Origin of the sequence: Arthrobacter cheniae, assembly GCF_003602275.1 — a bacterium.
Taxonomy (GTDB): domain Bacteria; phylum Actinomycetota; class Actinomycetes; order Actinomycetales; family Micrococcaceae; genus Arthrobacter_D; species Arthrobacter_D cheniae.
This window is the reverse complement of sequence record NZ_QZVT01000003.1, coordinates 163,423-182,386: the sequence shown is the minus strand read 5'-3', so window position 1 is coordinate 182,386 and position 18,964 is coordinate 163,423. Positions and strand designations below refer to the sequence as shown.

Sequence of the window (18,964 nt, the reverse complement as noted above, 5' to 3'; positions counted from 1 at the left end):
ACAGCGACGCTCAGCGAACCACCGCGACCTTAAGCGGACTACCGCGACGACAAGCAGCACGACGACATTGCTGCAGACCTACTTCCCGGCCGCCGATACCGATACGGACGCCGGCTCGTTCCACAGCAGCTGCACGGTCTGCACCGGTTGTCCGGCCTGCACGAGCTGGCCGCGGCCGGGCGGCAGGGCGCGGGCGCGGACGCCGCTGACCAGCGGACCCTCGGCGCGGTCACCGGACAGGACGAGGGCAGCAGTGCCCGAGTCACGGAGGGAGCTCGAGAAGGATTCGTACAGCCCCCTCGACGATCCCCGGACCCGCCTGGTCAGCACGGCATGCAGGCCGATCTCGTTCGCGAGCGGCAGGTAGGGCGCCAGCCGTGCGAGGGGAGCCGACCCGCCCGCGGTCAGGATGTCGTAGTCGTCGATCACGAGCACGACGCGGGGCATCAGGGACACCTCGGCCCGTGTGGCTCCGGTGCGCTTGTCCAGTTCGGTGGCGACGGCGGCGGCCAGCTGCTCGGCCAGGGCCGCGCTGGTCGCATAGCCACCGAGGTAGGAGTCGGGCACCTGTTCGCTGAGGGTGCGCCGTGGATCGAAGACGGCCAGGACGACGTCGTCGGGAGTGTGCTGGGCGACCATGCTGCGGATGATGGTCCGAAGGACGTTCGTCTTGCCCGAGCCCTCGTCACCGAGCACCATGAGGTGCCGCTCGCGCAGCTCCAGGTCGAGGTACTCGACCCCGAGGTCCGCCTCCCGAAGGCCCAGCGGAACCAGGGCCTGCCGTTCCGGCACCGGCACCGTCGACGCGGGCACCGTCTCGGGCAGCACGCGCACGCGCATGGCCCGCTGGTCGGTGGAGGACGCGACGGCTGCAACGAGCTCGCGCGTGCCCTGGACCGCAGTGTCCTCGTCGGAGACGCCGTCGATCCGGGGGAGGGCGAAGTGTCCCTGCAGCTTGTTCGCCGCTAGTCCCCGCCCTGGCCGTCCGAGGCTGACCGCCTCGCCGACCTTTCGTCCGTGGGCGGATTCACCGGGATCAGCGAGGCGCAGTTCTATCCGGTTGCCGAAGAAGCTCTGCTGGGAGATGCGGATCTCGTTCATGCGTGACGACGTCGTGACGACGTGCAGCCCGTAGCCGCCACCACGGGCGATGAGCGAGTGCACCTGCTTCTCCACGTCCTCGAACTCGTCGTTGAGCTGGCCGTAGCCGTCGAGGACCAGCACGATGTCCGCGCTCGTGAGTTCGGGGACGCGGCCCTGGGCGCACATGCGTCGAAGCGTCGGAAGGGAGTCGATCCGATAGCGCTCGAAGAGGCGCTCCCGTTCGCCGAGCATGGTCAGCAGCTCGTCCATCGTGCGGCGGATGACCTCGCGATTGCTGCGCACGGCTATACCTCCCACGTGCGGTAGGCCCTCGAGTGCCATGAGCCCACTGCCCAGCAGATCGATCCCGTAGATGCCCACCTCGGCGGGACTGTGGGTGAGCGCGAGGCTCGCGACGATCGTCCGGAGCGCCGTGCTCTTGCCGGTCTGGGGACCGCCGATGATGGCGAGGTTGCCGCCGTTGGCTGCGAGGTCGAGCTCCCAGACGCCCTGCCATTGCCGGGCGGGGTCGTCGAGGAGGCCTACCCCGATGCGTAGGGGAGCGGCCTGCGCCATGGCGTGCCCGAGGCGCAGCCCCTGGCTCGTGGTCTGGATGCCTCCCGCTGCCGCGTCGAGGGAGATGCCGCCCGGCAGGGGCGGCAGCCAGATGGGGTCGACCGCCCGCGGGAAGGTGGACAGGGTGTCCATCAGGGTGGAGAGGACGGTGGGGCCGGTGGTACGCCTGGACCCCGTCGTCGCCTGGGGTGCGGGATCGTCCCTGCCGGCCGGAGTGCCGGACAGCAGGGACGCCGCGTACTTCGGGACCTCGAGCACCTCGTCCTGTTCGCCTCCGTCGTCGTCCTGCTCCTGCTCCTCGAGCAGGGCCTCGAGTGGCCCGGAGACGTAGCCCGCCTTGAACCTCGTGTAGGTGGTGGTGTCCACCTTGAGGTAGCCGAAGCCGGGGACGGGTGGCAGGTGGAAGGCGTCAGGTGTCTCCAGGACGGTCCTGCTCTCGGCTTCGGAGAGCGTGCGGAGCCCGATCCGGTAGGAGAGGTAGGTGTCCAGTCCCCTCAGCTTCCCGGCCTCGATGCGCTGGCTGGAGAGCAGGAGGTGGACACCGATGGACCGGCCGATACGCCCGATGGACAGGAACAGGTCGATGAAGTCGGGGCGGGCCGTCAGCAGTTCGCCGAACTCGTCGATGATCACGACCAGGTGCGGCAGTGGGGCCAGCTCCTCGCCGTGCGCCTTCCGCTCCTGCCGATGGAGCTGGTAGTCCGTGATGTTCGCCAGGTTCCCGGCGGATTTCAGCACTTCCTGGCGCCGCTGGATCTCCCCGGAGAGGCTGGCGTAGACCCGCTCGATCAGGCTGAGGTCGTCCGACAGGTTCGTGATGACACCGGTGACCTGGGGTGCACGTTCGAAGGGGGCGAAGGTGGCGCCGCCCTTGTAGTCGACGAGCACCATCGCGAGTGTCTCGGGCGGGTGGGTGGCGAGCAGCCCGACGACGAGGCTCCTGAGCATCTCGCTCTTGCCCGAACCCGTGGCGCCGATGCAGAGTCCGTGGGGGCCCTGGCCGAACTGGGCCGCTTCCTTCAGGTCCAGGAGGGTGGGGCGGCCGCGCTCATCGGCGCCGAGGGGTATGCGGAGGAAATCGACGTCGCTGCGGGGCTGCCACAGCCGGCGGATGTCGGCCGTACTGAGTTCAGGGGTGAGGCCGAGCATCTCGAGGAAGCCGACCGAGCTCTCCGTGGAGTCGTGCTCCAGCGAGTCCGGTGAGAGGCGGAGCGGGGCGAGGTCGCGCGCCACGGCTTCGGCGGTGGGTAGGGGCAGCTCGTCGAGGGTGCCGTGGTCGATGAGCGGGTCGACGCCGTCCACGCGGTAGTTCTCCACCGTGAATCCGGTCGCCGTCTCGCTGATGCGCAGTGCCACTTCTCCGGGCTCCTGCAGGCGGTCGGACACCAGGTGGATCGTGGTGACGCCGAGCTGGCCGGGGGCGGCGTGGGTATCCGGGATGTGGAGCTCCACCGGCAGATGCCCGTAGGCGTCGGCGATCACGAGAAGGCGTGGCAGGGCGACACCGACTCCCCCGCGGAGGAAGTTCTTGCGGGACTCGGCGGCGAGGCTCGAGCGCTCGAGGAGGTCTCCGCGCAGCAGGTCGGACAACAGGTCCATCGACGGCGCGAGCCGTCGGACGGGGCCGGTGCGGTGCGTCGTGTGCTGGTCGGCGAGGTGCGGGAGCCACGTCGCCCACTCCCAGTCGGTCCGGGCGGATTCGTCGCAGGCGATCGCGAGGAGGAGGTCCTCGGGGGAGTGGAAGGACGCGGCCTCGGCGATCAGCAGCCTGCTGACGTGGAGCACGAAGTCGCGCGAGCCGATCACGCTCACGTTGCCGGCGCAATCCAAGGGAAGGGTGATCGGCAGGTCCGGACTGGACTCGTAGCGCTGCTTGAGCAGCTCGAGCTCCGTCGTCATGAAGGTGTCGGTCTGCTGCAGGGCCGATCCCGAGTGTGCGACGAGGATATCGCGGTTGCGACGGGGGCCCGTCCCGAGGCGGACGCGCAGGAAGTCCTCGTTGGAGCGTCGTCGTTCCCACAGTCGCTGTGGGTTCCGGATGATGTCGAAAAGGGCATCGGGGGGAGGGCTGCTCACCCGGGCCACGCGTTCGGCGACCTGCTCCTCCGACCGCAGCTGCGTCCTGGCGCGTTCCAGGTATTCGAGGTAGTTCTCGCGCAGCTCACGGCGCTGCCTGCCCTGCTTGCCCCGCTGGCTGACCATCATGACCACCGACGCGAGGACGGTCACGATCATCATGAGGGCTCCGACGGCGGCCAGGGAGGATCCGCGGAACAGCATCATGATGGTCATCGAGAGTCCGGCCCCCAGGAGCGGCACGAGGGACATCATGTTCATCCCGCCGCCTCCGGACTCCACTGCAGGAGGCGCGTCGAGGCTGAAGGGCGGCAGGTCCCGAGCGGGGGCCGTGGTCCGTGCGGGCCGGTGCACGATCCGAACGCTCATCCTGCGCGGCCGTCGATCGCCAGCGCGAGGGCCCGGGAGGCGAGTGCGCTGACCTGGAGGCGGGTCTTCCGGGCGAGTAGACCGAGGTCGAGTTCGACCCCTGCGGCGAGGTGCCGGTCGTAGTCGATGTGCACCGCGGGGATGCCGGCGTCGCTGAGCCGCTTCGCCTGGCGGCCGGCGTCGAGGGCGGCGTTGTCATCGACACTCACGACGACGACGAGCATGGGCACGTGCCCGGGTTCGCCTGCTTCGGGCCGGCGGTATGCCACCGCGAGGGCGTCCTCGACACCCGCGACCGTCGCCGGTGTCACGAAGAGCGCGGCATGCGCCTGGTCCAGGGACCAGAGGGCGGGAGCGAAGTGCATTCCTGTCCCGCAGTCGTAGACGGTGACGGGGCAGAACCGGGATATGGTGCGCGCCAGGCGGCTCGCACGCTCGTTGTCGGTCCCGGTCAGGGGTGGTTCCGCGGTGCGGCCCGCCCCGCTGCCCGCGATCAGGAGGTTTTCCTGCGCCCTGCCCATGGTGCGGGAGAGTTCCTCCACGGTGGTCGCTGGTTCGGCGGCGGCGAGGTCAGCGGCCGTGGGGGCGGAATCGAGCCCCAGCCGGAGGCTCAGTGTGCCGAGACCCGTTCCGGCGTCCACGGCGGCGATGGTGTCGGAGCGCAGGGCGGCGAACACGCGGGCCAGCAGTGCGGCCGTCGTCGTCTTCCCGGCGCCACCGCGGGAGCCGACGACCGCGATGCGTCGGCCCGTGGTGACCGGCACCTGCGTGCCGGCTGCAGCCCTGGTCAGTTCCTCGACGTAGGCGTCACTGCGGAAGAGATCGGTGACGTTGTGCGCCAGGGTGCGCAGGGCCCCGTCCGCCGGGCGGGTCCGAAGGACACGGCGGAGCCGCTCCTCCGGGGTCTCGAAGGGGTCCGTGCGGGTGGTCCGCCGTTCGGTCGACGTGGTCATGGCGCTCACCGGAAGCTTTCGAGGAGTTGTACGAAGATGCCGAACATCCCGACGGTGAGGGGGATGGACGCGAGGATGGCGACCGTCTCGAGGCGTTTCGCCTGCTGGCGGCCCCGCGCGGCGACATGGTCCGCCGGCTCGACGGCCAGCGAGAGTGCGCTCGCCACCGCAATCAGGAGCACGACGACGGCGACCAGCCATGGCTGCTGGGGCAGGAACCGGAGCGCTCCGAGAGCCAGGGCGGTGAGCCCGACGGCGGAGGCGGCATTGAGCGCGATCCGCTCTGCTGCGAGGGGGAATGCCCTGGCACGCAGCGCCGTGGCCAGGGTCAGCGCGGCCAGCAACGGCAGCGTCCACTCCTGGGTATCGGTATCGGTACCGATGATCCACAGGCCCGCTCCGATCGAGCCTGCCGTGATGACCGATCCGAAGCTGAGGCTCGCGTGCGCTGCGGCGACGGCATCGAGGGCATCGGTCCGGGCGATCGTCCCGCCCTTCGCGCGCTGGTCGTCGAGCGTGGCCAGGCCGGAGGCCGACAGCGCGACCTTCGGCATCAGGCCGAGGACGAGGAGGCCGGCGAGCGCGGCGAGGGCGGCCGCTTTCGGCGGGTCGGGTGCGATGAAGGTCGCGGCGACCCACACGAGGGTGAGGGCGCCGAGGGTCAGGGCCGCACTCGCCATCGCCTTCCTCCGGTCGGCGATGATCCCGACGGCCAGGAGGAGGACGACCGTCAGTGCGGAGGTGAGGAGGGCGACGACCGGCAGGCTGTCACCCCGGTGCAGGATGCCGGCGAAGGCGGTGATCCAGCCGGCGACGAGTAATGCGATGCCCATCTCGCGGAACCGGGCGACGACGCCGGCGACGGTTCCACCGGCCAGGAGGATGCCGCCCAGGGAACACAGGATCCACCAGGCGCTGCCGGGCAGGTACTCGCGAAGGAGGAGCTCGGCACCCGCCCACAGGCCGAGCGCAGTGAGGACGATCGCGGTCGCCGTCGTGAAGGTCGTCGTCCAGCGCCCCCGCAGGTCCGCCGTCCGGTCGACCACGAGGTCGGTGACGTCATAGACGACGGCGGCCGGTGGAGCCTCGGCCGCATTGCACAGCAGGAGGGAGGACCCGTCGGCGATCCCGGCGTCGTCGAGGGTACGTCCGGCACTGAGCGGCATCCCGTCCGGCGTCACGAGCAGCTTCGCGGCGACGTCGTCGCTCGGCTCGTCGTGCAGCAGGTCAAGGACCTGTGGCATCAGCGCGCCGACCGGCCGGTCGGACGGCAGGAGGAGGTCGAGGTGACGCCGTGTGCCGATGAGCGTCACCCGCGTGAAGGCGTGGGCCATCCGGTCAGTCTCCTGCGGGTAGGTAGGCAGGCTGCGACGCTGCCTGGAGGTGGAGGTTCCAGCCGGAATGAGGGACGACGGCGCCTGCACCCGTGTTCTGCTGCTCCTGGCGTTCACGCTGCTCCTGGAGGAGGTTGCCCACGAAGGACACCCCGACGCAGACGGCGGCGACGACGGCGGAGAGGGCGATGCTGAAGAGGAACAGCTTGACCGAATCCATCCACCGTCGCTGATGCGGATTGCCGCCGAACAGGAGGGCGTTCGTGAGACGGTTCCTGCGGACGGTGACGGACTCGATGAGCTGGCTGTCGTAGTCGTTCGGCAAGGATCCCCCCATGAATGTTCCTGAAACCGTTCATATACTCGCACCTTTTGCCGGTCCTTCCCGCGTTCCCATGGCCGTATGGGGAGAACTACCCATGAGCCGTCCTTGACCGGAGCCGTGAGGGGAGCTGAGATGGACACTGCAGGGCTCGCGGGTGACAACACCTCCGCTGAGCATGCGGCCCGGCAGTGTTTCCCTGACCAGGGTTCGACGAGAAGGATCAAGAGGCGCCATCAGGCGTCGAGGGGGTAATTCGTGAAGTTCGACATGGGTTCGCAGACACTGTCCACACTGACGCAGCAGACCGGTACGTCGAACGAGGATCTCGGGCAGCTCGTCCGCAGCCTCGTGGATGCGGTCGCTCCCCTCGAAGGGAAGTTCAACGGCCAGGGCCGGGTTCGCTTCGACGAATTCAAGCAGCGCACCGATATCGTCGCGAACGAATTGAACACGTCGCTGGGAATCATCCTGCAGGGGCAGTCCGAGATGGACACCGCCTTCCAGACGGGCGACCAGGAATCAGCCGACAACGCCACGCAGCAGCAGGGTTCGGCAGCATTCGATGCCGCGCGCTTCGGCGGCCGCTGAGCACCGTCCTCCTCGAACCGCTTCCAGCGGCTCCACCCCGAGCAGGGGACCCAACCACTTCGAGAAAGGCACCGGTCAGCCGGTGCGGAAGGACACACCATGTCACAGGATCGCGTCAGCTTCGATACCGATACATCGTCGGCCGTGCAGGGGGACATCCAGTCGATCGTCGGGCGCCTCGAGGCCCTGATCGGCGAGCGGGAGAAGGCTGTCAGCACGGCCATGTCCGACTTCCAGGCCGATGGCGTCTCGGAGGAGTACCAGGCGGTCGAGGTGCGCTTCAAGAACGCTGCCAACGAGACCCGCAACATCATCTCGCTGGTCAAGGAAACCCTCGGACTCAACGACCAGACGGCGACGGGCGCCGGATCGCGCGCCCGCTCAGCGGTCCAGAACATCGGCTGACGCAACACCACGGACCATGACGGGACCCGCATGCAGGATGCTCCGGGCGGGGTGGCACACGGGCCGGCCACGGCAGCCCGTGTGCCCGGTGCATCGCTGGCCCGCTCCGGGGCGTTAGGGCAAGATGGGAAAGTGACCCCAGAACCTGACAGCGCATCGGTAGACGCCACCCCCTCGGAGCAGCCGGGTCCTCCCAGCAGCGAGCTCAGGGAGGAGTACGCGCGCCTCGCCGAAGAGGTTCGGGCGCACCGCATCGCCTACTACCAGGATGCAGCCCCCACCATCTCGGATGCCGAATTCGACACCCTGTTCCGGCGCCTCGAGGAGTTGGAGGCCCTCCACCCCGAACTCGTGTCCAACGACTCGCCGACGCAGGAGGTGGGCGGGGAGGTCTCCTCGGCGTTCACGCCCGTCGATCACCTCGCCCGGATGTACAGCCTCGAGGACGTCTTCTCCCTCGACGAGCTCAAGGTGTGGCTGGATCGCGCCTGCGCCGGGGTCGAGCAGCGCAACCCCGGAGCTGCCATCGAGTGGCTGACCGAACTCAAGATCGACGGCCTCGCCGTGAACCTGCTGTACCGCAACGGCGAGCTGGTCCGGGCGGCGACCCGCGGCGACGGCGTCACCGGCGAGGACATCACGCACAACGTGCTGACCATCGCGTCGATCCCGAGGCACCTCGCGGGCAGCGGCCACCCGGAGGAGGTGGAGATCCGCGGCGAGGTCTTCTTCCCCACCAAGGAGTTCGCGCAGCTCAATGAGCGCATGGTCGCCGCCGGGAAGGCTCCCTTCGCCAACCCCCGGAACGCCGCCGCCGGGTCCCTGCGCCAGAAGGACCCCGCGATGACGGCGGAGAGGCCGCTGGACATGTACGTGCACGGGATCGGTGCCCGTACGGGCCTCGCGGCCGAGACCCAGTCCCAGACGTACGACCTCCTGAAGGAGTGGGGACTCCCCACCTCGCCGTACTACAGGGTGCTCGCGGACCAGGGCGAGGTCATCGACTTCATCGAGCACTACGGCGAGCACCGCCACGACCTCCTCCACGAAATCGACGGCATCGTGGTGAAGGTGGACAGCTTCGCGCTGCAGCGCGCCCTCGGCCACACCTCCCGCGTGCCGCGCTGGTCCGTGGCCTACAAGTACCCGCCCGAGGAGGTGAACACGAGGCTGCTCGACATCCTCGTGAACGTCGGACGGACGGGCCGCGTCACGCCCTTCGGGCTCATGGAACCGGTCAAGGTCGCCGGGTCCACGGTCGGCATGGCCACCCTGCACAACCAGGAGGTCGTGAAGGCCAAGGGCGTCATGATCGGGGACATCGTGGTCCTGCGGAAGGCCGGCGACGTCATCCCCGAGATCGTGGGTCCGGTCATGGCCCTCCGTGACCCCGACAGGGTGCGCGAGTTCGTCATGCCCACGGAGTGCCCGTCCTGCGGTACCGCGCTGCAGCCGGCCAAGGAGGGCGACGTCGACATCCGCTGCCCCAACGCCCGGTCCTGCCCGTCACAGTTGCGGGAGCGTGTCTTCCACCTCGCGGGCCGCGGCGCCTTCGACATCGAGGCCCTGGGGTGGGAGGCGGCGATCGCCCTCACGCAGCCCGCCGAGCCCGAGGTGCCTCCGATCACCACGGAAGCCGACATCTTCGACCTCACGCCGGAGAAGCTCGCCGACGTGCGGATAGAGCGGGACAAGAAGGTCAAGGGCGTGGTCACGGGCCGTGAGCTCGTGCCCTACTTCTACTCGAAAGGCACGGCGAAGAAACCCTCCGAGCCGAGCGCCACCACCCGCAAGCTCTTCACGGAGCTGGAGAAGGCGAAGGCGCAGCCGCTCTGGCGGGTGCTCGTCGCGCTGTCCATCCGGCACGTTGGCCCGACGGCGTCGCGCGCCCTCGCCACCGCCTTCGGATCGATGGAGCGCATCCGCTCTTCCAGCGAGGAGGAACTCGCCAATGTCGACGGCGTCGGCCCGACCATCGCCGCCGCCCTCGAGGAGTGGTTCGCCGAGGACTGGCACCGCGAGATCGTGGACCGGTGGGCAGCAGCCGGCGTGCGGATGGAGGACGAGGTCGATGAGAGCACACCGCGCACGCTCGAGGGTCTCACCGTCGTCGTGACCGGTTCCCTGGAGCGGTTCAACCGCGACGAGGCGAAGGAAGCCATCATCACGCGCGGGGGCAAGGCCGCCGGCTCGGTGTCGAAGAACACGAGCTATGTGGTGGCCGGCGAGAACGCGGGCACCAAGCTCGAGAAGGCCGAGGTGCTGGGAGTACCCGTGCTCGACGAGGAGGGCTTCATCGCGCTCCTCGAACACGGGCCGGTGCCCGTGGCGGAGGTCGACGGCGGTGCCGCCGATGGCGACACCAGCGAGAAGAGTGAGGACACGGAAGTCGCCGAGGAACTGGATCGCGGGGCAGGCGCGGATTTGGACAGCAAGGCCGGGGTCCGCACATGATGGCGCGATCCGGTGCGGCCGATGCTGCGCCCGCGTCGACCCAGGCCCTCCTGCATCTTGCCCGCCAGGCCGCGGCGGCGGGCGCCGGTGTTCTCGCCCGGCGCGATCCGGCCGCGCTCGCCGCCACTACCAAGAGCTCGGACAGCGACTGGGTGACCGCGTTCGACGTCGCCGCCGAGCAGGCGGTACGCGGAGTCATCGCCGACTCCCGGCCGCACGACATCATCACCGGCGAGGAGCTCGGCACGACCGTCCCGGCCGGGACTCCGGACGACGCCGACCGCATCCGCTGGTCCATCGACCCGCTCGACGGCACCACGAACTTCATCCGCGGCATCGTCTACTACGGCACCTCCGTCGCGGCTGCCGCCGCGGACGGCACCTGGCTCGCCGGCGTCGTGCATGCTCCGGCCCTCGGCCGCGTCTACTGGGCGTGCCGGGGCGGCGGAGCCTGGCTGAGCGACCACGGGACAGTGCGGCGCCTGACCGGTCCGACCGCCGGCCGGGGCCGCCTGCTCGCCACCGGATTCTCCTACGAGCCTGCGACGCGCGCGGACCAGGTGGGCGAACTACGCGGGCTCCTCGACGGGTTCGGCGATCTCCGGCGGCTGGGCTCCGCCGCCCTTGATCTCTGCATGGTGGCCGATGGCTCGCTCGACGCCTTCGTGGAGCGCGGCCTGAACGAGCATGACCTCGCGGCGGGCGCCCTGATCGCGGAGGAAGCGGGGGTGACGGTGCACCGGCCCCCACTCAGGCCCATGCTCGACGGCGGCCCGAGCGAGGCCGAGCGCCTCGCCGCCGTGACGGTGGCGGGGTCCGCGGATTTCGTCGCAGCTGTTACGGGCGTACCGGTACGGACCGACGAAAGGGCCTCATGACCAAGCCGTCCTGGCAGAAGATCCTCTCCACCCTCGCCGGTGAGCGCTCCCGCGAACTGTATGCCCGGGCCGTGCTCGGGCAACCGCTCGATGCGACGCCGAAGGAGGTGCAGCGACTACGCGACGCCGGCCTCCTGACGGACGGTAACGACGTCGACGGTGAGCTGTTCAAGGTGGTCCTCGCGGCCGCTGCCCCTGGTACCCCGAAGGGTGTCGACAGGTTCTTCCGGGACGGGCGGATCGACGGCCTGCCGCGCGCCGGGCAGGACCGCGCCGATCTGCTGTCCCATCTCGCCGAGCGGCTCCTGCCGGCCGACGAGGAGCTCACCGAGCCCGAGGTCAACCGCCTGCTCGCTACCGTGACACACGACATCCCGACCCTCCGCCGTGCGCTCGTCGACCACGGCTACCTGGAACGCCATCCGGACGGGACCGGCTACCGTCGGGCGACCGGGGGGTCCTGAGAGCCACCGAGGCCGCGCGTTCCCGCTCCGCGCGCGCCGACCGACCGGCGACACGGCGGGGTCCGCTGCGTGGCAAAATAGGCCGGTGACCACAGCACCGTCCCAGAATTCCATGACCGATACCGGCATCACCATCCGGCCCATCCGCACGCAGGACTTCGAGGATGTCCGGCGCATCACGCGCGGCGCGTACCTCGAGGCCGGCTACTTCACCGACGAGGCGCACCCGTACGTCGCCGTCCTCTCGGACATCGAGCACCGGGCGCAGCACGCCGAGGTGTGGGTGGCGGAGCGCGACGGCATCGTCGTCGGGTCGGTGGCGCTCACGTTCGCGGGCCAGCGGTACACGGACATCGCGGTCGAGGGCGAACTCGAGTTCCGCATGCTTGCCGTCGACCCCGCGGTGCAGCGCGGCGGCGTCGGCAGGGCGATGGTCGAACGCATCATCGACCACGCGCGGACGCTGCCCGGTATCGAGGCCGTCAGCCTGACGAGCGGTTCGGACATGGTCCGCGCGCACCGACTCTACGAGTCGATGGGCTTCGTCCGCGTCCCCGAGCGCGACTGGGAGGTCCCCAACGAGGACATCCTCCTCTGGGTCTTCCGCCTCTCCCTGTGACGCGGAGGCGGCTCGAATCCAGCCGTCGTCGTCGGACGCGTGGACCGCACCGCGCGATGCCGGGGGCCCGGCGCGTCAGCACTAGACTGGACGCAGAAACCCACGTCCACCTTCCAGGGGAGATCCATGGCTGAGATCAACCGGGACGACGTCGCGCACCTTGCGCGGCTCGCCCACATCGACATGAACGACGACGAGCTCGACCGCATGGCCGGAGAACTCGCCGTGATCGTCGATTCCATCCGGACCGTGAGCGAGGTGGCGGGAGACGACGTCCCCGCGACGAGCCACCCGATCCCGCTGAGCAACGTCTTCCGCGATGACGTCGTCGGGGACACCCTCAGCAACGAGGAGGCGCTCATGGGCGCACCCGACAACGCCGACGGCCGCTTCCGGGTCCCGGCAATCCTGGACGGGGAGTAACCCATGACCGACCTGATCCACCTCTCCGCCCACTCCCTGGCGCAGAAGCTCGCGTCGAAGGAGGTCTCCGCCGTCGAGGCGACGCAGGCCTACCTGGACCGCATCGACGCCGTCGACGGCGCGATCAACGCCTTCCTGCACGTCAACACCGACGAGGCGCTGCTCGTCGCCGCCGAGGTCGACAAGGCCCGGTCCGACGGCGATACCCTGCACCCGCTCGCCGGCGTCCCCATCGCCGTGAAGGACCTCATCGTCACGAAGGGCCAGCCCACCACGGCCGGGTCGAAGATCCTCGAAGGCTGGCAGAGCCCCTACGACGCCACCGTGGTGAAGAAGCTCCGCGCCGCGAAGATGCCTATCCTCGGCAAGACCAACCTCGACGAATTCGCGATGGGCTCCTCCACCGAGCACTCCGCGTACGGGCCCACCCGCAACCCGTGGGACCTCGACCGCATCCCCGGCGGATCCGGTGGCGGGTCCGCTGCCGCCGTCGCCGCCTTCGAGGCGCCGCTGGCCCTCGGTACCGACACCGGTGGCTCCATCCGCCAGCCCGGCGCCGTCACCGGGACGGTCGGCGTGAAGCCCACCTACGGCGGCGTCTCCCGCTACGGCGCCATTGCCATGGCGTCCTCCCTCGACCAGATCGGTCCCGTCTCCCGGACCGTCCTCGACAGCGCGCTGCTGCACGAGGTCATCGGTGGCCACGACCCCCACGACTCGACGTCCCTGACCGACCCCGTCGGTGCCCTCGTCGAGGCCGCCCGCATGGGCCAGGTCGAAGGAATGCGCATCGGCGTCATCAAGGAACTGCAGGGCGAGGGCTACCAGGCCGGCGTCCTCACGCGCTTCTCCGAGTCGCTCGAATTGCTGCGGTCGGCGGGCGCGGAGGTCGTCGAGGTCTCCTGCCCCAACTTCCGGTACGCGCTCGGCGCCTACTACCTGATCATGCCGTCGGAAGCTTCCAGCAACCTCGCGAAGTACGACGGCGTGCGCTTCGGCCTGCGCGTCGTGCCCGAGGGCACCCCGACGATCGAACGGGTCATGGGGGCCACCCGCGCCGCCGGCTTCGGTGACGAGGTCAAGCGCCGCATCATCCTCGGCACGTACGCGCTGAGCGCCGGCTACTACGACGCCTACTACGGTTCGGCACAGAAGGTCCGCACGCTCATCCAGCGCGACTTCGCGGCCGCGTTCGAGCAGGCCGACGTGCTCATCTCGCCGACCGCCCCCACCACCGCCTTCAAGCTGGGGGAGAAGATCGACGACCCGCTGGCCATGTACCTCAACGACGTCGCGACGATCCCGGCGAACATGGCCGGCATCCCCGGACTGTCCCTGCCGGGCGGCCTCGCGGACGAGGACGGACTGCCGGTCGGCATCCAGCTCCTCGCACCCGCCCGCAAGGACGCGCGCCTCTACCGCGTGGGCGCCGTCCTCGAAGCACTGCTCGAAGAGACGTGGGGCGGGCCGCTGCTGGCCAAGGCCCCCGAGATCGCAGGGAGGAAGTAATGACTGCTGCAACCGACGAGATCCTGTCCTTCGAAGAGGCGATGGAAAAGTACGATCCCGTGCTCGGCTTCGAGGTCCACGTGGAGCTCAACACGAGAACCAAGATGTTCTCGTCCGCGCCGAACGCCTTCGGGGACGTGCCGAACACCAATGTGACACCCGTGGACCTCGGCCTGCCCGGCGTCCTGCCCGTCGTCAACGGCGTGGCCGTGGAGTCGGCGATCAAGATCGGGCTCGCGCTGAACTGCAAGATCGCCGAGAAGTGCTACTTCGCGCGGAAGAACTACTTCTACCCGGACACCCCGAAGAACTTCCAGACCTCCCAGTTCGAGGACCCCATCGCCTATGACGGGTCCATCGACATCGAACTCGCGGACGGCACCGTGTTCACGGTCGAGATCGAGCGCGCGCACATGGAGGAGGATGCCGGGAAACTGACGCACATGGGCGGCGCGACCGGCCGGATCCAGGGCGCCGATTTCTCCCTCGTCGACTACAACCGTGCCGGCGTTCCCCTCATCGAGATCGTCACGAAGCCCATCGAGGGTGTCGGTTCCCGCGCCCCCGAGCTCGCCAAGGCCTATGTCGCGGCCATCCGCGAGATCGTCAAGAACCTCGGCGTGTCCGACGCGCGCATGGAACGCGGCAACGTGCGCTGCGATGCCAACGTATCGCTGCGCCCCTACGGGCAGGAGAAGTTCGGCACGCGTACAGAGACGAAGAACGTCAACTCGCTGCGCGCCGTCGAGCACGCTGTCCGGTACGAGATCCAGCGCCACGCGGCGGTCCTCGATTCCGGCACGCCCATCCAGCAGGAGACGCGCCACTGGCACGAGGACACGCGGTCGACGACGTCGGGCCGCCCCAAGTCCGACGCCGACGACTACCGCTACTTCCCGGAGCCCGACCTCGTGCCCGTCGTGACGAACCACGCCTGGATCGAGAAGCTGCGTGCCGAACTGCCCGAGCCGCCCGCCGAGCGGCGCAAGCGGCTGCAGGCTGACTGGGGCTACTCCGACGCCGAGTTCCGCGACGTCGTCAACGCCGGCGTCATGTCCTCGATCGAGGACACCATCGCTGCCGGCGTCAGCGCCGCCGTCGCCCGCAAATGGTGGATGGGCGAGATCTCGCGCCGCGCCAAGCTCGCGGACCTCGAGCCCGCCGAACTGGGCGTGACACCCGAACTGATCGTGGAGCTCAACGTGCTCATCGAGAGTGGCAAGATCAACGACAAGCTCTCGCGCGACGTGCTCGACGGCGTCCTCGCCGGTGAAGGCACCCCTGCCGAGGTCGTGGAGAAGCGAGGCCTCGCGGTGGTGTCCGACGACGGCCCGCTGCTCGAAGCGATCGACGGCGCCCTCGCGGCCCAGCCGGATGTCGCCGCGAAGATCCGCGGGGGCAAGGTTCAGGCCGTCGGCGCGATCGTGGGCGGGGTCATGAAGGCGACCCGCGGCCAGGCCGACGCCGGGCGCGTGCGCGAACTCATCCTGCAGCGCCTCGGCGTCGAGGGCTAGGGCTGCTCAGCTCAGCAGGGAGGGCGCGATGGCGGTTCTGCCGAGGGCAGAGATCGACGTCGCGCCATCCCTCGTCACGTCCCTGCTGACCGACCAGCATCCGGACCTGGCCGATCTGCCGGTCCGCTTCGTCGGTCACGGGTGGGACAACTTCCTCTTCAGGCTCGGAGCGGACCTGGTGGTGCGGCTTCCCCGTCGGGAGGTCGCCAACGCGCTGATGGTCGCGGAGCAGCAGTGGCTGCCGGGCCTGACCCGGCACCTGTCCCTGCCGACCTCCGCGCCGCTTCGTGCCGGGTCGCCGGGCTCCGGCTATCCCTGGCACTGGTCCGTCTGCCGCTGGATCCCCGGTGCCGGTGGCATCACCGTGCCTCGGGCCCGTCGCGCACCGGCGGCCGTCCCGCTCGCGCACTTCCTCGCCGAGTTCCAGCGCCCGGCGCCGCCCGGAGCCCCCAGGAGTCCGGTGGGGCGCGGTGGTCCGCTGGCGGCGCGCGACGACGTCGTCCGTGCGCGCCTCGCGTCCCTGCCGGGAGTACCGACCGGCTCGCTGATGGACATCTGGGACCGGGCGCTCGCCGTCCCGGCCTGGGCCGGGACGCCCCTCTGGCTGCACGGGGACCTGCATCCCGCCAACACGGTACTGACGGCCGGCGGCGTCCTGGCCGGCGTCGTCGACTTCGGTGACCTGTGCTCCGGTGATCCGGCGACCGACCTCGCGGCAGCATGGCTGCACTTCGACGCGGCGGGCCGTTCCGCCTTCCGCGCGGCGCTGGAGGCCCGTCGCCCGACCGACCCCGCCACCTGGGACCGCGCCCGGGGCTGGGCGGTGAGCATGGGCAGCGCCCTGGCGGCGTCCTCGGACGACGCCCCGGCGTTCCTCTCGCTCGGGCTCGAGGTACTGGCCGCAGTGCTCGAAGAGGAGTCCGGCGCCCCCGCCGTCGCGCGCTGATACTGTGGCTGCGGGCACATCCCGCCCGGCACTCGTACCGCATCGGCCCGGCCTATCCCGCCGGCTGCCGCCGGCGGCATGGAAGGAACTGTCCAGTGAAGGCGCTGTACAAATCCGGGGCCCACCCCGGTTTCGAACTCATCGACCGACCCGAACCCGAGGCAGGGTGGGGCGAGGTCAAGATCAGGGTCATCACCACGGGCATCTGCGGCACCGACCTCCACATCGAGAGCTGGGACGCTTGGGCGCAGGGCATGATCAAGGCCCCGCTCATCCCGGGCCACGAGTTCTACGGCGAGGTCGTGGCGCTCGGCGAGGGCATCCACGACATCCGGATCGGGGACCGCGTCTCGGGCGAAGGCCACATCGTCTGCGGGACCTGCCGCAACTGCCGCGCCGGCCGTCGCCAGATGTGTATCCGTACCTCCAGCGTCGGGGTCCAGCGCGACGGCGCGTTCGCCCAGTTCGTCGTCGTCCCCGAGACCAACGTCTGGGTGCACGACGCGACCATCACGCCCGAGCTCGGAGCCGTCTTCGACCCCTTCGGCAACGCCGTCCACACCGCGCTGAGCTTCCCGCTCGTCGGGGAGGACGTGCTGATCACCGGAGCCGGGCCCATCGGACTCATGGCGGTCGCCGTCGCCCGCCATGCAGGAGCCCGCAAGATCGCCATCACCGACGTCTCGGCCCCCCGGCTGGACCTGGCGCGCGGCATCGGAGCCGATATCGCCATCGACGTCAGCCGCAGGCGCATCGCGGACGCGCAGCGCGAGCTCGGCATGAAGGAGGGGTTCGACGTCGGGATGGAGATGTCCGGCCACGCCACAGCGCTGCCCGAGATGATCGACAACATGAACCACGGCGGGCGCATCGCCCTGCTCGGGCTGCCCGCCGCTCCCATCTCCATCGACTGGGGCAAGGTGGTCACCCACATGCTCACGCTCAAGGGGATCTACGGGCGCGAGATGTTCGAGACCTGGTACGCGATGAGTGCCATGCTGCAGTCCGACCGGACGCTGCGCGAGGCTGTCTCGTCCGTGGTCACCGACTGCCTGCCGGCCACGGAGTGGCAACAGGGCTTCACAACAGCGCGCGACGGCGCGAGCGGCAAAGTGGTCCTCGACTGGACCACCTTCTAGAAGGCAGGAACACCATGTATTCAGCAGTCCGCGACCAGCTCGCCGGTGAACTCGACGACATCCGCAGCGCAGGCCTCTTCAAGCACGAGCGCCGCATCTCCTCCCCGCAGTCCAGCCACATCACGGCCGGGGCGCTCGGGGCGGAGGACGCAAAGGTCCTCAACTTCTGCGCCAACAACTACCTGGGCCTCGCCGACCACCCGGAGATCATCGCCTCGGCGAAGACCGCCCTCGACGAACGCGGCTTCGGCATGGCCTCGGTGCGTTTCATCTGCGGGACGCAGGACCTGCACCTCGCGCTCGAGCAGCGCGTCTCGGAGTTCCTCGGCACGGAGGACACCATCCTCTTCTCCTCCTGCTTCGACGCGAACGGCGGCGTCTTCGAATCACTTCTCGGGGCAGAGGATGCGGTCATCTCCGACGCGCTCAACCACGCCTCGATCATCGACGGCATCCGGCTCTCGAAGGCGCAGCGGTTCCGCTACGCGAATCGTGACATGGCAGACCTCGAGGCGAAGCTCCAGGAGGCCTCCGGTGCAAGGCGCCGCCTGATCGTGACCGACGGCGTCTTCTCCATGGACGGCTACCTCGCCCCGCTCGAGGCCGTCTGCGACCTCGCCGAGCGCTACGACGCGATGGTCATGGTCGACGATTCGCACGCCGTCGGGTTCATGGGAGCCACCGGCGCGGGTACGCCGGAACACGCCGGGGTCGCGAGCCGCATCGACATCTTCACGGGCACGTTCGGCAAGGCGCTCGGGGGAGCCTCGGGCGGCTACGTCTCGGCGCGTGCCGAGATCGTCGCCCTGCTGCGGCAGCGTGCGCGGCCCTACCTGTTCTCCAACTCGCTCGCGCCGTCGATCGTCGCCGCCACGCTCACCGCACTGGACCTGGTGCAGAACAGCGCCGACCTGCGGTCGGTCCTCTTCGCCAACGCGGCGCTCTTCCGCCGTCGCATGACGGAGGAGGGGTTCGACCTGCTCCACGGAGAACACGCCATCATCCCGGTCATGTTCGGCGACGCCGCGCTCGCCGCACGCACCGCCGACGCCATGCTCACGCACGGCGTCTTCGTGACGGCGTTCAGCTACCCGGTGGTTCCCAGGGGAGCGGCCCGCATCCGCGTGCAGCTCTCCGCCGCACACACCGATGAGGACATCGAAGCCTGCGTCCGCGCGTTCGTCGCCGCGCGAGCCGATGTAGCGGCCGGGCAGGAGCCGGCTGGCGACGGCGGGGCGCCCGGTACGCACGTGGGCGGTGCCTGAGCACACCTGTACCGATCAGCCCGTCTCGTTGGGGGAGGGCCGCC

The 18,964-nt window shown here is 69.7% G+C and carries 16 protein-coding genes; 12 read left to right on the top strand and 4 right to left on the bottom strand.

All coding sequences use genetic code 11. The features are described 5' to 3' along the window. Positions 1-78: 78 nt before the first annotated feature. From eccCa to D6T63_RS19155, 4 genes are read right to left on the bottom strand one after another with little or no spacing between them, the layout of a single operon-like run. The gene (gene eccCa / locus D6T63_RS06545) at positions 79-4,104 is read right to left on the bottom strand and encodes a type VII secretion protein EccCa (protein ID WP_120148208.1); all 4,026 of its coding nucleotides are present in this window, start codon (positions 4,102-4,104) and stop codon (positions 79-81) included. After that, the gene (locus D6T63_RS06540; protein ID WP_147394308.1) at positions 4,101-5,057 is read right to left on the bottom strand and encodes a nucleotide-binding protein; all 957 of its coding nucleotides are present in this window, start codon (positions 5,055-5,057) and stop codon (positions 4,101-4,103) included. Before D6T63_RS06540 ends, eccCa begins: the two co-directional genes overlap by 4 nt. Positions 5,058-5,062: 5 nt before the next feature. Beyond that, positions 5,063-6,391, bottom strand: coding sequence for a type VII secretion integral membrane protein EccD (gene eccD, locus D6T63_RS06535; protein WP_120148206.1), 1,329 nt, complete (start codon positions 6,389-6,391; stop codon positions 5,063-5,065). Between the two features lie 4 nt (positions 6,392-6,395). Beyond that, complete coding sequence (locus D6T63_RS19155; RefSeq protein WP_182976900.1) at positions 6,396-6,728, bottom strand: hypothetical protein; 333 nt, start codon at positions 6,726-6,728, stop codon at positions 6,396-6,398. Positions 6,729-6,983: 255 nt separating this feature from the next. Here D6T63_RS19155 and D6T63_RS06525 point away from each other — a divergent pair, with 255 nt between their 5' ends. From D6T63_RS06525 to D6T63_RS06470, 12 genes are all read left to right on the top strand, one after another. Further along, a complete protein-coding gene (locus tag D6T63_RS06525; protein WP_220725885.1) occupies positions 6,984-7,304 on the top strand; it encodes a hypothetical protein in 321 nt (106 codons plus the stop codon). A 99-nt stretch (positions 7,305-7,403) separates the two neighbouring features. Continuing rightward, the gene (locus tag D6T63_RS06520) at positions 7,404-7,709 is read left to right on the top strand and encodes a pore-forming ESAT-6 family protein (protein ID WP_120148204.1); all 306 of its coding nucleotides are present in this window, start codon (positions 7,404-7,406) and stop codon (positions 7,707-7,709) included. A gap of 132 nt (positions 7,710-7,841) precedes the next feature. Beyond that, positions 7,842-10,163, top strand: coding sequence for an NAD-dependent DNA ligase LigA (ligA, locus tag D6T63_RS06515; RefSeq protein ID WP_235830588.1), 2,322 nt, complete (start codon positions 7,842-7,844; stop codon positions 10,161-10,163). After that, a complete protein-coding gene (locus D6T63_RS06510) occupies positions 10,160-11,041 on the top strand; it encodes an inositol monophosphatase family protein (RefSeq protein ID WP_235830587.1) in 882 nt (293 codons plus the stop codon). Before ligA ends, D6T63_RS06510 begins: the two co-directional genes overlap by 4 nt. Further along, positions 11,038-11,505 (top strand): DUF2087 domain-containing protein, encoded by a 468-nt coding sequence (locus D6T63_RS06505; RefSeq protein ID WP_120148201.1) that lies wholly within the window; start codon positions 11,038-11,040, stop codon positions 11,503-11,505. Before D6T63_RS06510 ends, D6T63_RS06505 begins: the two co-directional genes overlap by 4 nt. A gap of 112 nt (positions 11,506-11,617) precedes the next feature. Further along, entirely contained in the window at positions 11,618-12,124 is a 507-nt protein-coding gene (locus D6T63_RS06500) for a GNAT family N-acetyltransferase (RefSeq protein ID WP_120148200.1), read from the top strand. Positions 12,125-12,250: 126 nt separating this feature from the next. After that, on the top strand, positions 12,251-12,547 hold the full coding sequence (gatC, locus tag D6T63_RS06495; RefSeq protein ID WP_120148199.1) for an Asp-tRNA(Asn)/Glu-tRNA(Gln) amidotransferase subunit GatC: 297 nt from the start codon (positions 12,251-12,253) through the stop codon (positions 12,545-12,547). Positions 12,548-12,550: 3 nt separating this feature from the next. Continuing rightward, positions 12,551-14,056 (top strand): Asp-tRNA(Asn)/Glu-tRNA(Gln) amidotransferase subunit GatA, encoded by a 1,506-nt coding sequence (gene gatA, locus D6T63_RS06490; protein WP_120148198.1) that lies wholly within the window; start codon positions 12,551-12,553, stop codon positions 14,054-14,056. Beyond that, entirely contained in the window at positions 14,056-15,570 is a 1,515-nt protein-coding gene (gene gatB / locus D6T63_RS06485) for an Asp-tRNA(Asn)/Glu-tRNA(Gln) amidotransferase subunit GatB (protein WP_120148197.1), read from the top strand. Before gatA ends, gatB begins: the two co-directional genes overlap by 1 nt. 28 nt (positions 15,571-15,598) lie before the next feature. Beyond that, complete coding sequence (locus D6T63_RS06480; protein WP_120148196.1) at positions 15,599-16,516, top strand: aminoglycoside phosphotransferase family protein; 918 nt, start codon at positions 15,599-15,601, stop codon at positions 16,514-16,516. A 95-nt stretch (positions 16,517-16,611) separates the two neighbouring features. Beyond that, the gene (tdh, locus tag D6T63_RS06475; RefSeq protein WP_120148195.1) at positions 16,612-17,655 is read left to right on the top strand and encodes an L-threonine 3-dehydrogenase; all 1,044 of its coding nucleotides are present in this window, start codon (positions 16,612-16,614) and stop codon (positions 17,653-17,655) included. Between the two features lie 14 nt (positions 17,656-17,669). After that, positions 17,670-18,920 (top strand): glycine C-acetyltransferase, encoded by a 1,251-nt coding sequence (locus D6T63_RS06470; RefSeq protein WP_120148194.1) that lies wholly within the window; start codon positions 17,670-17,672, stop codon positions 18,918-18,920. The last annotated feature ends 44 nt before the right edge of the window (positions 18,921-18,964 follow it).

What these genes read in the sequence shown, in the direction of transcription:
- D6T63_RS06500 (WP_120148200.1), top strand. Translation starts at nt 11,618, where the DNA reads ATGACCGATACCGGCATCACCATCCGGCCCATCCGCACGCAGGACTTC.
- D6T63_RS06520 (WP_120148204.1), top strand. Translation starts at nt 7,404, where the DNA reads ATGTCACAGGATCGCGTCAGCTTCGATACCGATACATCGTCGGCCGTG.
- D6T63_RS06525 (WP_220725885.1), top strand. Translation starts at nt 6,984, where the DNA reads ATGGGTTCGCAGACACTGTCCACACTGACGCAGCAGACCGGTACGTCG.
- D6T63_RS06470 (WP_120148194.1), top strand. Translation starts at nt 17,670, where the DNA reads ATGTATTCAGCAGTCCGCGACCAGCTCGCCGGTGAACTCGACGACATC.
- D6T63_RS19155 (WP_182976900.1), bottom strand. Translation starts at nt 6,728, where the DNA reads ATGGGGGGATCCTTGCCGAACGACTACGACAGCCAGCTCATCGAGTCC.
- D6T63_RS06480 (WP_120148196.1), top strand. Translation starts at nt 15,599, where the DNA reads ATGGCGGTTCTGCCGAGGGCAGAGATCGACGTCGCGCCATCCCTCGTC.
- D6T63_RS06540 (WP_147394308.1), bottom strand. Translation starts at nt 5,057, where the DNA reads ATGACCACGTCGACCGAACGGCGGACCACCCGCACGGACCCCTTCGAG.
- eccD (WP_120148206.1), bottom strand. Translation starts at nt 6,391, where the DNA reads ATGGCCCACGCCTTCACGCGGGTGACGCTCATCGGCACACGGCGTCAC.
- gatC (WP_120148199.1), top strand. Translation starts at nt 12,251, where the DNA reads ATGGCTGAGATCAACCGGGACGACGTCGCGCACCTTGCGCGGCTCGCC.
- eccCa (WP_120148208.1), bottom strand. Translation starts at nt 4,104, where the DNA reads ATGAGCGTTCGGATCGTGCACCGGCCCGCACGGACCACGGCCCCCGCT.
- D6T63_RS06505 (WP_120148201.1), top strand. Translation starts at nt 11,038, where the DNA reads ATGACCAAGCCGTCCTGGCAGAAGATCCTCTCCACCCTCGCCGGTGAG.
- D6T63_RS06510 (WP_235830587.1), top strand. Translation starts at nt 10,160, where the DNA reads ATGATGGCGCGATCCGGTGCGGCCGATGCTGCGCCCGCGTCGACCCAG.
- gatA (WP_120148198.1), top strand. Translation starts at nt 12,551, where the DNA reads ATGACCGACCTGATCCACCTCTCCGCCCACTCCCTGGCGCAGAAGCTC.
- gatB (WP_120148197.1), top strand. Translation starts at nt 14,056, where the DNA reads ATGACTGCTGCAACCGACGAGATCCTGTCCTTCGAAGAGGCGATGGAA.